Origin of the sequence: Rahnella sp. CJA17(1/100), assembly GCF_963881615.1 — a bacterium.
GTDB lineage: Bacteria > Pseudomonadota > Gammaproteobacteria > Enterobacterales > Enterobacteriaceae > Rahnella > Rahnella aceris.
Genome location: NZ_CAWOJA010000001.1, coordinates 119,759 through 133,924, shown reverse-complemented (window position 1 = coordinate 133,924; position 14,166 = coordinate 119,759). Strand labels below are relative to the sequence as shown.

General features: G+C 57.3%; 10 protein-coding genes. 7 read left to right on the top strand and 3 right to left on the bottom strand.

The genetic code is table 11. The annotated features are described in order from the left end of the window. Window positions 1-149: 149 nt before the first annotated feature. From AACU55_RS00635 to AACU55_RS00625, 3 genes are all read right to left on the bottom strand, one after another. Entirely contained in the window at window positions 150-572 is a 423-nt protein-coding gene (locus AACU55_RS00635) for an organic hydroperoxide resistance protein (protein WP_013573432.1), read from the bottom strand. Between the two features lie 134 nt (window positions 573-706). After that, on the bottom strand, window positions 707-1,165 hold the full coding sequence (locus AACU55_RS00630) for a MarR family winged helix-turn-helix transcriptional regulator (protein ID WP_013573431.1): 459 nt from the start codon (window positions 1,163-1,165) through the stop codon (window positions 707-709). Between the two features lie 70 nt (window positions 1,166-1,235). Beyond that, the gene (locus AACU55_RS00625; RefSeq protein WP_112151980.1) at window positions 1,236-2,681 is read right to left on the bottom strand and encodes an alpha/beta hydrolase; all 1,446 of its coding nucleotides are present in this window, start codon (window positions 2,679-2,681) and stop codon (window positions 1,236-1,238) included. 284 nt (window positions 2,682-2,965) lie between these two features. On the opposite strand from AACU55_RS00625, the gene atzF reads away from it, so the two are divergent. The 7 genes from atzF to urtD all read left to right on the top strand — a co-directional run bounded on the left by atzF (window position 2,966) and on the right by urtD (window position 14,166). Further along, on the top strand, window positions 2,966-4,816 hold the full coding sequence (atzF, locus tag AACU55_RS00620; protein ID WP_134706479.1) for an allophanate hydrolase: 1,851 nt from the start codon (window positions 2,966-2,968) through the stop codon (window positions 4,814-4,816). A gap of 9 nt (window positions 4,817-4,825) precedes the next feature. Next, the gene (uca, locus tag AACU55_RS00615; RefSeq protein ID WP_134706478.1) at window positions 4,826-8,458 is read left to right on the top strand and encodes an urea carboxylase; all 3,633 of its coding nucleotides are present in this window, start codon (window positions 4,826-4,828) and stop codon (window positions 8,456-8,458) included. Window positions 8,459-8,486: 28 nt separating this feature from the next. Next, window positions 8,487-9,209, top strand: coding sequence for a GntR family transcriptional regulator (locus tag AACU55_RS00610; protein WP_013573425.1), 723 nt, complete (start codon window positions 8,487-8,489; stop codon window positions 9,207-9,209). Window positions 9,210-9,278: 69 nt separating this feature from the next. Beyond that, window positions 9,279-10,547 (top strand): urea ABC transporter substrate-binding protein, encoded by a 1,269-nt coding sequence (gene urtA, locus AACU55_RS00605; RefSeq protein WP_013573424.1) that lies wholly within the window; start codon window positions 9,279-9,281, stop codon window positions 10,545-10,547. Window positions 10,548-10,727: 180 nt separating this feature from the next. Next, window positions 10,728-12,296, top strand: coding sequence for an urea ABC transporter permease subunit UrtB (gene urtB, locus AACU55_RS00600; RefSeq protein ID WP_037033832.1), 1,569 nt, complete (start codon window positions 10,728-10,730; stop codon window positions 12,294-12,296). Next, the gene (urtC, locus tag AACU55_RS00595; RefSeq protein WP_134706477.1) at window positions 12,296-13,369 is read left to right on the top strand and encodes an urea ABC transporter permease subunit UrtC; all 1,074 of its coding nucleotides are present in this window, start codon (window positions 12,296-12,298) and stop codon (window positions 13,367-13,369) included. The genes urtB and urtC overlap by 1 nt, the downstream gene beginning before the upstream one ends. Beyond that, entirely contained in the window at window positions 13,369-14,166 is a 798-nt protein-coding gene (gene urtD / locus AACU55_RS00590; protein WP_013573421.1) for an urea ABC transporter ATP-binding protein UrtD, read from the top strand. The genes urtC and urtD overlap by 1 nt, the downstream gene beginning before the upstream one ends.

Here is a 14,166-nt window from a genome sequence, read left to right as displayed (position 1 = left end):
GCGCAGCGACGTCGTATTTTCTTTCCGAATATTTTCTGTTGGTCTGTGGATAGGCGCTGGTAATGCAAAAAGGAGGCCGAAGCCTCCTGAGATTTTTTGCTTTTATACATCACAACATTCCCCTGGTGAAGGCGTTGTGTATCAGAACATTATTTAACGTTCAGCGTGACGTCGATATTGCCACGGGTCGCGTTGGAGTACGGGCAAACCTGATGCGCTTTTGCCACCAGCGCTTCGGCTTCGCTGCGCTCAAAGCCCGGCAGGGTAATATCCAGCTGTACTTCGATGCCATAGCCGCCCGGGATAGCACCAATGCCTACCGCACCTTCGATTTTAGCGTCAGCAGGGATCTTAATTTTTTCCTGCGCGGCCACGGCTTTCAGTGCGCCGAGGAAACACGCGGAATAACCGGCGGCAAACAGTTGCTCAGGGTTGGTACCGCCACCCATGCCGCCCATCTCTTTTGGTACGCCCAGTTTGACGTCAAGAACGCCGTCATCGGAAGTCGCACGGCCATCACGGCCACCGGTAGCGGATGCATGAGCACGATACACAACTTTTTCAATAGACATATTTCGTTCCTTATCTGTGATAAATACTTATTAGTTTCAAACGATTTAATCGCACACTACTTAATTAACTTTACCTGACGACCCGCAGAAGCACCTTCGGACTCGTCTGGTTAACACTCTTAAGACAATCAGCGCTACGCTTTATCCTGAAGTTTAGCCCGTAATACTTCGAGCTGCTGTTTCAGCGCCACGAGTTCGCCGATATCACATTCCGTCGCACACACAATGGCTTCGGGAATGTCCTGTGCTTTTTCACGTAGTGCCTTACCCGCATCAGTCAGGGAAATAATCACCTGGCGTTCATCTGCTTTGGCGCGCTGACGCACCAGTAAACCTGCCGCTTCAAGACGCTTTAACAGCGGCGTTAAGGTCGCCGAATCCAGAAACAGTTTTTCGCCGATTTCAGACACCGTGACTTCATCACGTTGCCACAGCACCAGCATCACCAGATATTGCGGATAAGTGAGCCCGAGTTCCCCGAGTAACTTACGGTAAACTTTATGCAGTGCCAGATTCGCAGAGTAAAGCGCGAAACACATCTGTTGATCCAGATGCAGCATGCGGTGTTGTGTTGGGTCGCTGTCTGTTTTCATGTTCATGCCGCCAATATATATAGTGCACGATATTATCGCAAGCTATTTCCGTGAATTTAATCAGCAGAAATCAGAAACCTTCAATTCGCTGCAACATATACGGATAAAACGGATTGGATGAAACCCGCATCAGTTGATCCATGCTCACCACCAGCGCGCCATTTTCTCCACGGGCAGCCAGTGTTCCCAGCCGGATGCCAAACTGCGCCGGACCTTGCGGATTGCGCCCGTACAGCGAATCGTCCGTCGGAAAAGGCAGCGAAACATGCGACAGCGAATAGAATTCCGACGGATAATTCAGGCCGAGTGGCGTAACTGACGTGCTGTTTTGCCCCGCCGCAGTGGTTTTCGCGACAGCGGCGGCATCGTCCGGCGAGGCATTGGTGATAACCGTCGTCTGATAAGCGCGCGGGGGCGCAGGCAACAGGCGCTCTGCTGCTGTTTCAGAGGAAGGACGCAGCAGCGGGCCGACATAGGCACTGCGGTTGATATCAAACAGAACCAGCTGGCTGCCATTGGCGGGAAGCTGATTAAACAACGCCGTCACCACGGCACGGGAACTGACGGTGGAGTCAACAACCGACTGAAACGCCAGCAGCGGTGGCAACTGCGCCAGCTTGCCGGATTGCGCATCCTTGCTGATCTGCTGCTGCAAAACATGGGTGAGCAGATAGGACTGACGGGCGGCTTTCACCGGAAAAGAATTGTATTTAAACGGATTAAATTCCGGCATCAGGTTCAGCCAGGCGGTTTTGGCAAAGGCCGGGAAAATTGCCGGCCAGCCCGCATATCCGGCAAAGCGCGCAAAACTGGTCACGCCAATCATCGGGGAAATCAGCACCACACGCGAAGGTTTCGCCAGCGCAGGGTCATCAAGGGAATCCAGCGTGTATTTCATCGCCAGCGCCCCGCCGTTGGAGAAACCTACCAGTTGCAGCGGTACATCTGTCCCGGCTGCGCGACGCGCCTCACGTACCGCCAGCCGCGTTGCCGCCAGCCACTGTTCCCAGTCCACCCGCGTCAGGCCGCCGGGCACGGTGCCGTGACCGGGCAGGCGGATACCGACAACCACAAATCCGCGGCGACGATAATCCTGCGCAATATGCCGCAGGCTGTAAGGGGAATCGGTCAGACCGTGTAACAGCACCACTGCACCGGCTGGCTTACCGTCGGGCATCAGCTCATAAGAGCGGTTCCAGTCCTGTGCAAAATGCTCGGGATAAATCGGGCTGCGATCGTAATAGCGGTTAAGCGGAATACGATCTTCTCTGTCGAGTTTGTCCGTCACCTGCTGCTTCACTTCAACAAACGCCTGCTGCTCCGCGCGTAAATACGCCGGCCAGTCGCTTTTATCCAGTTGCTCCGTACTCAGTTCGTCCGGCACCAGTTTGTGCCACGGTTCAAGCGGCGGCCCTTGTAAGGCGTCATAAGTACGCACAGCCAAAAGCGTGATAATCACCAGAACCAGCGCCAGTAACAGCTTTTTCAGGCGTTCAGAGAGATGACGAAGTTGCATTAAATAGGGGTTTCCTAAAAACAGTTTTGCAGAAAGACAGCCTCTTAAAGATATGTCCTTCCTGAGCATTATTGCGAAAATAATAATGCAATTACCTTGAACGGTGGCTGCACAAAGCGCAAATTTTCGCCCCATTTTTGTTCAGTTGCATTCCGTCCGTGGTGCAACAAATATACAGACCGGTCATACAACGAAACATAAACCCAGCAAAATCAATGAATAATGATGTGGCACAGGCTTTGCTTAGATGAATTCAATCTTGTATACCAGATGGGATTCACAATATGGCTTCAGCTTCAGAAACAGTCGCATCACCTTTTCGCGGTTTTACCCTGCGGGAATGGCAGCAGCATTACCGCAGTGCGCCCGACAGCCTGCGCACTACGCTTTCCCTGGTGTTGGGGAGCCTGAGTGACACAGACAATGCCTGGATTTATCTCGCCACGGCAGAACAGCTTGAAGCACAAATCACCCGTCTTGAAACCCTGCGCGATCAGGCTGAAGGCTCCCTGAGCGCCCTGCCGCTGTTTGGCGTGCCGTTTGCCGTCAAAGACAATATGGATATCGCTGGTTGGCCGACCACGGCGGCCTGCCCTGCGTTTGCTTATACCGCAGAAGCGGATGCCACCGTCATCGCCAATCTGAAAGCCAAAGGTGCGGTGGTGATCGGTAAAACTAATCTCGATCAGTTCGCCACCGGCCTGGTCGGCACCCGCTCGCCGTACGGCGCAGTGCGTAATACGTTTAATCCTGATTACGTCAGTGGCGGCTCAAGCTCGGGTTCGGCTTCCGTTCTGGCACGCGGTCTGGTGGCGTTTTCGCTGGGCACCGACACCGCCGGTTCCGGTCGCGTTCCGGCGGGCTTTAACAATGTTGTCGGGCTGAAACCGACCAAAGGCTGGCTGTCGAATACCGGTGTGGTTCCGGCCTGTCGCCTCAACGATGCCGTCTCGATTTTCGCCCTGACCGTCGCCGATGCCCAAACCGTGGCCCATGCCGCAGGCGGATATGACGCCGCCGATGCCTATTCGCGTAAAAACCCGCATACCGCGCCGGTGGCTTTTTCCGCACAACCGCGAATCGCCATACCTGACCGTCTGGAATTTTTTGGGGACGATCTGGCACAGGCCGCTTTCAGTGAGGCGCTGGATCGCCTGCGCCACCATGGCGTCACGCTGGAAACGATTGATTTCACGCCGTTCCGCGAACTGGCTGAGCAGTTGTATTACGGCGCGTGGGTGGCGGAACGCACCGTGGCGGTCGGCGAAATTTTTGAAGAAAGCCCGGAAGCAATGGATCCGGTCGTACGCGGGATTGTCGCCAATGGCCTGAACTACACCGCCTGCGATGCCTGGCGCGCCGAATATTTACGGGCGGAGCTGGCACGCAAAATTAATCTGGCACTGGAAGGGTTTGACGCGCTGGTGGTGCCGACGTCGCCGACCATCCGCACCCAGGAAGAGCTGGTTCGGGAACCGGTGCTCTACAACTCGCAGTTCGGCATTTACACCAACTTCACTAATCTGGCGGATTTGTCGGCGCTGGCGCTGCCTTGCAGCCTGCGCGCCGACGGCCTGCCCGCCGGGATCACGCTGATCGCTCCGGCCTGGCATGACGACGCACTGGCCAGTTTTGGCCGTCAGTGGCAGCGCAGCCTGAGCCTGCCGCTTGGCGCGACCGGGCTTACGATGAAACCTGAAGAATTCATGACATCCGCGCCGGTCAGTGCCGCCAGCGTGCGCGTTGCCGTGGTCGGCGCTCATCTGACCGGCATGCCGCTGAATTTCCAGCTCACCAGCCGCCACGCGGTACGCGTCGAACAAACCACCACTGCTGCCACCTACAAACTCTTCGCCCTCGCCAACACTAAACCGCCGAAGCCGGGGCTGATGCGGGCTGAGAGCGGCAGCGCAATTATCGTCGAATTGTGGGATATCCCGCTGGCGCGCTTTGGGGAATTCGTCGCTGAAATCCCGGCACCGCTGGGGATCGGTTCTCTCGAACTGGCCGATGGCCGCATCGTGAAAGGCTTTATCTGTGAGCCATGGGCGACTGGCGGAGCCACGGATATCACCGCGTTTGGCGGCTGGAGAAGTTACATCCAGAGTCTGAATTCATCACCGGTAAAAAGCTGAGGAACGCACATGTTTACCACCGTTTTAATTGCTAACCGTGGCGAAATCGCCTGCCGTGCGATCCGCACGCTGAAACGTCTGGGCGTCACCAGCGTCGCCGTGTATTCCGATGCCGACCGCAATGCCCCGCACGTCACACAGGCGGATATCGCCATCGCGCTGGGCGGCGAAAAGGCCAGCGAAAGCTACCTGATGATCGACAAAATTCTGGCCGCCGCGAAAGAAACCGGCGCGCAGGCAATTTATCCGGGGTACGGATTTTTATCCGAAAGCGCAGAGTTCGCCGATGCCTGCGAAGCAGCGGGCATTGCGTTTATCGGCCCGACCGCCGGACAAATCCGCGAGTTTGGCCTCAAGCACCGCGCCCGCGAATTAGCCGGTGCCGCGAATGTGCCGATGACGCCGGGCACCGGTTTACTCGACAGCATTGATGACGCGGTGAAAGCTGCCGCCGAAATTGGTTATCCCATCATGCTGAAAAGCACCGCAGGCGGCGGAGGCATTGGTCTGACGCGCTGTGATAACGAAGAGGCATTGCGTGCCGCATGGGACAGCGTGAAACGTCTCGGCGAGCAGTTTTTCCGTGATGCCGGTGTGTTTCTGGAACGCTTTGTCGATCGCGCCCGCCACGTTGAAGTGCAGATTTTTGGCGACGGCAAAGGCCGCGTGGTGGCCCTCGGCGAGCGTGACTGTTCGTTGCAACGCCGCAATCAGAAAGTGGTGGAAGAAACCCCTGCGCCGGATCTGCCGCAGGCCAGCCGCGAAGCATTGCATCGCGCCGCCGTGCAGCTCGGTGAATCGGTGAACTACCGCAGCGCCGGTACGGTTGAATTTATCTATGACGCCGCGCGCGACGAATTTTATTTTCTCGAAGTAAACACCCGTTTGCAGGTTGAGCATCCGGTCACCGAAATGGTCACCGGTCTGGACTTGATCGAATGCATGCTGAACGTCGCCGCCGGTGAATCGACGGACTGGCCAACAATGGAAAAAGCCCCGCAGGGCGCATCGATGGAAGTGCGTATTTACGCAGAAGATCCACTGAAGAATTTCCAGCCAAGTCCGGGCGTGCTGACCGAAGTGTTTTTCCCCGAAGACGTCCGCGTCGATGGCTGGGTCTCTACCGGCAGTGAAGTGTCGGCGTTTTACGACCCGATGATCGCCAAGCTGATTGTGCATGGCACCGACCGGCAGGACGCGCTGGCGAAAATGTCCGTCGCGCTGGCCGCCACCCGCCTGCACGGTATCGCCACCAACATTGATTATCTGCGTCAGGTCGTCGCCACGCCGGTTTTCCGCAACGGCGAAATGTGGACGCGCATGCTCGACAGTTTTGACTACTCGCCCAACGCCATCGAAGTGATCGCACCCGGCACTTACAGCAGCGTACAGGATTATCCGGGACGCCTCGGTTACTGGGATATCGGCGTACCGCCGTCCGGCCCGATGGACGATTTTGCCTTCCGTCTCGCCAACCGCATTGTCGGCAATCATCCGGATGCCGCCGGTCTGGAATTCACGTTGCAGGGACCCACACTGCGCTTTCATTGCGACGCCGTTATCGCACTGACCGGCGCACGCTGCCCGGCAACGCTTGATGACGAAGCTGTTTCTTACTGGCAGCCGGTGGATGTGAAAGCCGGTCAGACACTGAAACTTGGCCGCGCCACGCAGGGTTGCCGCACCTATCTCGCCGTGCGTAACGGTTTCGACGTGCCGGTGTATCTCGGCAGCCGGTCGACCTTTGCACTCGGGCAGTTTGGCGGCCATGCGGGCCGCACGCTGCGCGTCGCCGATATGCTGACTGTTTCACAGCCGGAACTCGCGGCCTGCACCACGCCCGCGCCGGTCGGTTTACCGCAGGCGGCGGCGGAAAATATCGTGCCGCCTTACGGCGACATCTGGAATATCGGTGTGCTTTACGGGCCGCACGGTGCGCCGGATTTCTTCACCAAAGACGCCATCGACACGTTCTTCGCCGCAGAATGGCAGGTGCACTACAACTCCAACCGTCTCGGCGTGCGGCTGGTCGGTCCGAAACCGCAATGGGCGCGGCAGGACGGCGGCGAAGCCGGTCTGCATCCGTCGAATGTGCATGACTGCGAATACGCCATCGGCGCGATTAATTTCACCGGCGATTTCCCGGTGATTCTGACCCGCGACGGGCCAAGCCTCGGCGGTTTCGTCTGTCCGGTAACCATCGCCAAAGCCGAACTGTGGAAAGTCGGACAGGTGAAACCGGGCGATAAAATCCGTTTCCATCCGATCAGTTTTGAACAGGCGCAGGCGCTGGAACGGGCGCAACAAGGCACGCTTGATTCGCTGATGCCAGTCAACGCGATGGCGCTGCCGGTGCCATCCCTGCTGCCGGACACCACTGCATCCGCCACCATTCTTGCGGCATTACCGGCCACGGCAGAACGCCCTTCGGTGGAATACCGTCAGGCGGGCGACGGCTACGTGCTGATTGAGTACGGCGACAACGTGCTGGATCTGGCGGTACGCATGCGCATTTATCTGCTGATGAACGCCATCAAAGCCGCCGGTCAGCAGGGCATTGAGGAACTGTCGCCGGGCGTGCGTTCGCTGCAAATCCGCTACGACAGCCGCGTGCTGCATCAGACGGCGCTGCTTCAGCATTTACTGACGCTGGAAAACAGCCTGGCCGATGTCAGCCAGCTCAAAATCCCGACCCGTATCGTGCACATGCCGATGGCGTTTGAAGACTCCGCCACGCTCGGCGCGGTCGAACGCTATCAGCAAACCGTGCGCGCAGAAGCACCGTGGCTGCCGAATAACGTCGATTTCATCCAGCGCACCAACGGACTGGCGAGCCGTGAAGACGTGAAAAACATCATTTTCGACGCCAGCTATCTGATCCTCGGGCTGGGGGATGTGTATCTCGGCGCACCGTGCGCGGTGCCGGTCGATCCGCGCCATCGCCTGCTGAGCTCCAAATACAACCCGGCGCGCACGTTTACCGCCGAAGGCACGGTCGGTATCGGCGGCATGTACATGTGCATTTATGGCATGGATTCGCCGGGCGGCTATCAGCTGGTCGGGCGCACGCTGCCGATCTGGAACAAGTTCCTGAAAAACAAGCAGTTCAAAAACGGCGAGCCGTGGCTGCTGCACTTCTTCGATCAGGTGCGGTTCTATGAAGTCACCGAAGCCAAGCTGGACATTCAGCGCGAAGCCTTCCGCGAAGGACGGGCGCAAATCCGCATCGAAGAGACGGAATTTGATTTTGCGCACTATACGCAATTTCTCGCCGACAACGCCGCCGACATTGCTGATTTCCGCACCCGGCAAACCGACGCTTTTACCCGCGAAGTGGCGCACTGGCATGAGGCTGAAAGCGCCGCGGTGGAAGCGGCAGCCAATGCCGTGCAGTTAGTGGAAGACGACGCGGATCAGGACGGCCATTTAGTCAGCGCTGACCTTAACGGCAACGTCTGGAAAATCCTGGTACAGCCGGGCCAGCAGGTCGAAGAAGGCCAGCCGCTGATCGTCGTCGAAGCCATGAAAATGGAACTGTCGGTGAACGCGCCGTGCGCCGGTACCGTGCTGAAAATCAGTTGCCAGCAAGGCCGTCCGGTCGGGCCAGGTGATGCGTTGTTGTGGCTGGACACAGCCGTTTAAAACTATCGGGAACAACAGGGAATATTTCATGCAACTCACGGGACCTAAATCTTCACGCAGTAAAAGCCGCCCGGAAGGGCTGGCGGAACGCATTTATCAGCAGCTGAAAGACGACATTTTCAGCTTCCGCCTGCTGCCCGGTGACCGGTTCAGCGAAAACGACATCGCTGACCGCATGGAAGTCAGCCGCACACCGGTCCGTCAGGCGCTGTTCTGGCTGGAACATGAAGGCTATGTCGAAGTGTTTTTCCGCAGTGGCTGGCAGGTTCGCCCGTTCGATTTCGACTTTTTCGAGCAGTTGTACGATCTGCGTATCGTGCTGGAACTGGAAGCGGTGAAACGTCTGTGTGCGTTGCCGCCAGCCGCTCAGCCCTTACAACTGGCTGAACTGAAAGCGTTCTGGATCGATCAGCCGCAACTGCAAGATGGTCAGGTGGTCTCGCGTTATGACGAGGAGTTTCACATGACGCTGGTGGCCGCGGCGGGTAATGCCGAAATGGCGCGAATCCACCGCGAGCTGACGGAGAAAATCCGCATCATCCGGCGGCTGGATTTCACCAAAGGTGAGCGGGTTAACGCCACCTATAAAGAACACGCGAGCATTTTGCTCGCCATCATCCAACAACAAACCGAGGAGGCACAGCGCCAGTTACACGATCATATTGCCGTCAGTAAGGCCGAGGTACGCAAAATTACTCTGCACATGTTGCACCGGGCCAGGGCGGAGAGTGACGAGGGCAACCCGTCATGACTTTTTTAAATGTTTTTTCGACTTTCTACATACCAGCGTTCTCTTAACTTTTCTTCAGAGGGTACATCTATGCAACGTCGACGTTTTATTAAAGCCTTTGCTCTTTCCGCTACCGTAGTCAGCATGGGCTTAGCCTGGAGCGCGCAGGCAGCCGAGACCATCAAAGTCGGTATCATGCATTCGCTTTCCGGCACCATGGCCATTTCAGAAACTCCGCTGAAAGACATCGCGCTGATGACCATTGACGACATCAACGCCAAAGGTGGCGTGCTCGGCAAAAAGCTCGAGCCGGTGGTGGTCGATCCGGCCTCCAACTGGCCGCTGTTCGCGGAGAAAGCCCGCCAGTTGCTGACGCAGGATAAAGTCGCGGTGGTGTTTGGTTGCTGGACGTCGGTGTCGCGTAAATCTGTGCTGCCGGTGTTTGAAGAACTGAACGGCCTGCTGTTCTATCCGGTGCAGTACGAAGGCGAAGAGATGTCGCCAAACGTGTTCTACACCGGTGCCGCGCCTAACCAACAGGCAATCCCGGCAGTGGAATACCTGATGAGTGAAGACGGCGGTGCGGCCAAACGCTTCTTCCTGCTCGGCACCGATTATGTCTATCCGCGTACCACCAACAAAATTCTGCGCGCCTTCCTGCATTCCAAAGGCGTGAAAGACAGCGACATCGAAGAAGTCTATACGCCGTTCGGTTACAGCGATTATCAGACCATCGTCTCCAACATTAAGAAATTCTCCGCTGGCGGCAAAACTGCGGTGATCTCCACCATCAACGGCGATTCCAACGTGCCGTTCTACAAAGAGCTGGCGAATCAGGGCGTGAAAGCGACGGATGTGCCGGTGGTGGCGTTCTCGGTCGGTGAAGAAGAACTGCGCGGTATCGACACCAAACCGCTGGTCGGTGACCTTGCAGCGTGGAACTACTTCCAGTCGGTGGATAACCCGACCAACAAGAAATTCGTGGCTGAATGGAAGGCTTACGCGAAGGCGCACAAACTGCCAAACGCCGATAACGCGGTGACCAACGACCCGATGGAGGCGACCTATGTCGGCATCCATATGTGGGCGCAGGCGGTGGAAAAAGCCGGTACGACGGATGTGGATAAAGTCCGCGCCGCGATGGCCGGACAGACCTTCGCTGCGCCGTCCGGCTTCACGCTGACCATGGATAAAACCAATCATCACCTGCACAAACCGGTAATGATCGGCGAAATCGAATCCAACGGTCAGTTCAACGTGGTCTGGCAGACCGACAAACCAATCCGCGCCCAGCCGTGGAGCCCGTACATCGCGGGTAACGATAAAAAGCCAGATACCCCGGTAAAAACGACTAACTGATTGTTTTAGCTCCTTCTTGCGAAGGGGTTGAAGAGTAAACCGGTCGGCTCCCTCCCCTGCGAAGGGGAGGGCTGGGGTGGGGTATTAATGGCAACTGTGTTGTTTGCAAAACCCCCTCCCCGCCTCCCCCTTCGCAGGGGGAGGAGCAAACCAGCATCAACTTTATGCGGCGAGAACATTATGAGAATCCTCATCCGATCACTGCTTTTCCTGCTTTGTTGCCTTCCGTTGCTGGCAGAGGCGGGTGCGGCGAATGACTTTGCTGCCGCCAGCCGCAGCCAGCAGGCCACGTTATTACAGCAATGGGCGGCAGACCCGCAGCCGGAAAGGCTGCCACTGCTCGAGGCACTGAAGCAGGAAAACGTCGTCATCGACGAAGCAAAACATGCATTTGCGCAAAATGGCGATCAGCTGACGCCGCTGGAAGGCGACGTTAAACCGCAGGGTGACACCAAAAAAGTCTGGCTGAACAACCGCCTGCGTATTCTGATTGCCAATGCGCTTTCCGCACACCGTCTGGTGAGCACCGACAGCGCGGTCCGTTTACAGGCTGCCAAAGCCTTACAGCGCGAAGCGCAGGCCGATCAGTTGCCGCTGCTGACCCGTCGTCTTGAACAGGAAAAAGACAGCACCGTTCACGACGCCCTTTCCATCGCGCTGGCAAATTTACAACTGGCTGATGCCAGTCCGCAGGTGCGCCTGAAAGCCGTTGAACTGCTCGGCACGTCGGGCGATCCGGATACTCAGGGCCGCCTGCAAAGCCTGACGGATCCGAAAACCGAGCCTGATGCCACGGTGCGTAATGCCGCGCTCGCCAGCCTGAAAGCGGTGCAGCATCGCCTGATGATTGGCGATTTACTGGGTCAGGCGTTTACCGGCTTATCGCTCGGCTCGATTCTGCTGCTGGCCGCACTCGGACTGGCGATCACATACGGTTTGCTGGGTGTAATTAACATGGCACACGGTGAGATGTTAATGCTCGGCTCTTACTCGACTTACATGGTGCAGTCGCTGTTTCAGCATTATGCCCCTGGCCTGCTGGCGCTGTATCCGCTGGTGGCACTGCCGGTGGCCTTTTTCATTACGGCGGGGATTGGCATGGCACTGGAGCGCACGGTCATCCGCCATTTATACGGTCGTCCGCTGGAAACCCTGCTGGCGACCTGGGGCATCAGCCTGATCCTTATTCAGGGCGTACGTATGCTGTTTGGTGCACAGAACGTCGAAGTGGCGAATCCCGGCTGGCTCTCCGGCGGTATTCAGTTGCTGCCGAATCTGGTGCTGCCGTACAACCGCATCGCGGTGATCATCTTCGTGTTGCTGGTGCTCGGCCTGACCTGGCTGCTGCTCAATAAAACCCGGCTGGGCATGAACGTACGCGCCGTCACCCAGAACCGCGCCATGGCGGCCTGCTGTGGGGTGCCCACCGGGCGCGTCGATATGCTGGCGTTCGGCCTTGGTTCCGGCATTGCCGGTTTAGGCGGCGTGGCATTATCGCAGCTCAGTAACGTCGGCCCGGAACTCGGTCAGGGCTACATCATCGACTCCTTCTTAGTCGTGGTGCTTGGCGGTGTCGGACAACTGGCGGGCACCGTGGTGGCGGCCTTTGGTCTGGGCATCGTGAACAAAATTCTTGAGCCGGAAATCGGCGCAGTACTGGGGAAAATCCTGATCCTTGCGCTGATTATCCTGTTTATTCAGAAACGTCCTCAGGGACTCTTCGCCTTCAAAGGCAGGGTGATTGACTGATGAGCCAGCCTCTGACGATTACCGGCGTACAAAAAGCGCCGAAGATTGCGATTTCGGTGGGCACGCTGGTGCTCATCTTCCTGATTGCGATGCCGTTTCTGGCGCTGTTGCCCGCCAGTAATCCGCTGGCGATCTCCACGTACACGCTGACACTGATCGGCAAGATCCTCTGTTATGCGATCGTGGCGATCGCGCTCGATCTGGTCTGGGGTTATGCCGGTTTGCTGTCGCTCGGCCACGGGCTGTTTTTCGCCCTCGGCGGTTATGCGATGGGCATGTATTTAATGCGGCAGGCCGCAGGCAGCGGATTGCCGGACTTTATGTCGTTTCTGTCGTGGACCGAGCTGCCATGGTTCTGGGCAGGTACGCAGCATTTTGCCTGGGCACTGTGCCTGATCGTGCTGGTGCCCGGCGCGCTGGCGTTTGTGTTCGGCTATTTCGCCTTCCGCTCTAAAATCAAAGGCGTCTATTTTTCGATCATGACGCAGGCGCTGACGTACGCCGGTATGTTGCTGTTTTTCCGCAATGAAACCGGTTTTGGTGGCAATAACGGTTTCACCGGTTTTACTACCCTGCTCGGCTTTCCGGTCACCGCCACTGGCACCCGCGTGGGACTGTTTTTAGCCACGGTTCTGGTACTGGTCGCCAGTCTGGCGCTGGGCTTTGCGCTGGCGAGAAGTAAATATGGCCGCGTGCTGACGGCAGTGCGTGACGCTGAGAACCGGCTGATTTTCTGCGGTTACGATCCGAGAGGTTTCAAGCTGTTCGTCTGGACGATTTCCGCCATGCTGTGCGGTCTGGCGGGTGCGCTCTACGTGCCGCAGGTCGGCATTATCAACCCGGGCGAAATGTCGCCGACCAACTCTATCGAAGCCGCCATCTGGGTGGCACTCGGCGGACGCGGCACGCTGATCGGCCCGGTTATTGGCGCAGGCATCGTCAACGGCGCGAAAAGCTGGTTCACCGTCGCCATTCCCGAATACTGGCAATTTGTGCTCGGCGGCATGTTTATTCTGGTGACGCTGTTCCTGCCACAAGGTGTGATTGGCCTGCTGCGCAAGAGGAAATCCTGATGACCATGACCGAAGACCTGTTTACCCAGCCGCAGCGGGCGGACCGGCACCGCGAACAAACTGACCCGATTTTGCAACTGGAAAACATCAACGTCAGCTTTGACGGCTTTAAGGCGCTGACCAATTTGTCGCTGAACATCGGTGTCGGCGAACTACGCTGCGTGATAGGCCCGAACGGCGCGGGGAAAACCACGCTGATGGACGTGATCACCGGCAAAACCCGACCGCAAAGTGGCCGTGTTTTTTACGACCAGCGTACCGATCTGACGAAACTGGATCCGGTGCAGATTGCGCAGTCAGGCATCGGGCGGAAATTCCAGAAACCGACGGTATTTGAAGCGCTGACGGTATTCGAAAATCTGGAAATCGCGCAGAAAACCAATAAATCGGTATGGGCGTGTCTGCGCGCAAAAATGAACAGCGAGCAGCGTGACCGTATCGATGAAATGCTTGGCACGCTGCGCCTCGCCGCTGAGCGCCACCGACCGGCGGGCCTGCTTTCGCACGGTCAGAAACAGTTTCTGGAAATCGGTATGTTGCTGGTGCAGGAACCGCATCTGTTACTGCTCGATGAACCGGCGGCAGGCATGACCGATGCCGAAACCGAATACACCGCAGAGCTGTTCAAACAACTGGCTGGCAGGCATTCGCTGATGGTGGTCGAGCACGATATGGGGTTTGTGGAAACCATCGCTGACCACGTCACCGTACTGCATCAGGGTCAGGTACTGGCTGAAGGCTCGCTGCGTGAAGTGCAGGCCAACGAGCAGGTTATCGACGTGTATTTAGGGCGCTGA

What these genes read in the sequence shown, in the direction of transcription:
- AACU55_RS00635 (WP_013573432.1), bottom strand. Translation starts at nt 572, where the DNA reads ATGTCTATTGAAAAAGTTGTGTATCGTGCTCATGCATCCGCTACCGGT.
- AACU55_RS00630 (WP_013573431.1), bottom strand. Translation starts at nt 1,165, where the DNA reads ATGAAAACAGACAGCGACCCAACACAACACCGCATGCTGCATCTGGAT.
- AACU55_RS00625 (WP_112151980.1), bottom strand. Translation starts at nt 2,681, where the DNA reads ATGCAACTTCGTCATCTCTCTGAACGCCTGAAAAAGCTGTTACTGGCG.
- atzF (WP_134706479.1), top strand. Translation starts at nt 2,966, where the DNA reads ATGGCTTCAGCTTCAGAAACAGTCGCATCACCTTTTCGCGGTTTTACC.
- uca (WP_134706478.1), top strand. Translation starts at nt 4,826, where the DNA reads ATGTTTACCACCGTTTTAATTGCTAACCGTGGCGAAATCGCCTGCCGT.
- AACU55_RS00610 (WP_013573425.1), top strand. Translation starts at nt 8,487, where the DNA reads ATGCAACTCACGGGACCTAAATCTTCACGCAGTAAAAGCCGCCCGGAA.
- urtA (WP_013573424.1), top strand. Translation starts at nt 9,279, where the DNA reads ATGCAACGTCGACGTTTTATTAAAGCCTTTGCTCTTTCCGCTACCGTA.
- urtB (WP_037033832.1), top strand. Translation starts at nt 10,728, where the DNA reads ATGAGAATCCTCATCCGATCACTGCTTTTCCTGCTTTGTTGCCTTCCG.
- urtC (WP_134706477.1), top strand. Translation starts at nt 12,296, where the DNA reads ATGAGCCAGCCTCTGACGATTACCGGCGTACAAAAAGCGCCGAAGATT.
- urtD (WP_013573421.1), top strand. Translation starts at nt 13,369, where the DNA reads ATGACCATGACCGAAGACCTGTTTACCCAGCCGCAGCGGGCGGACCGG.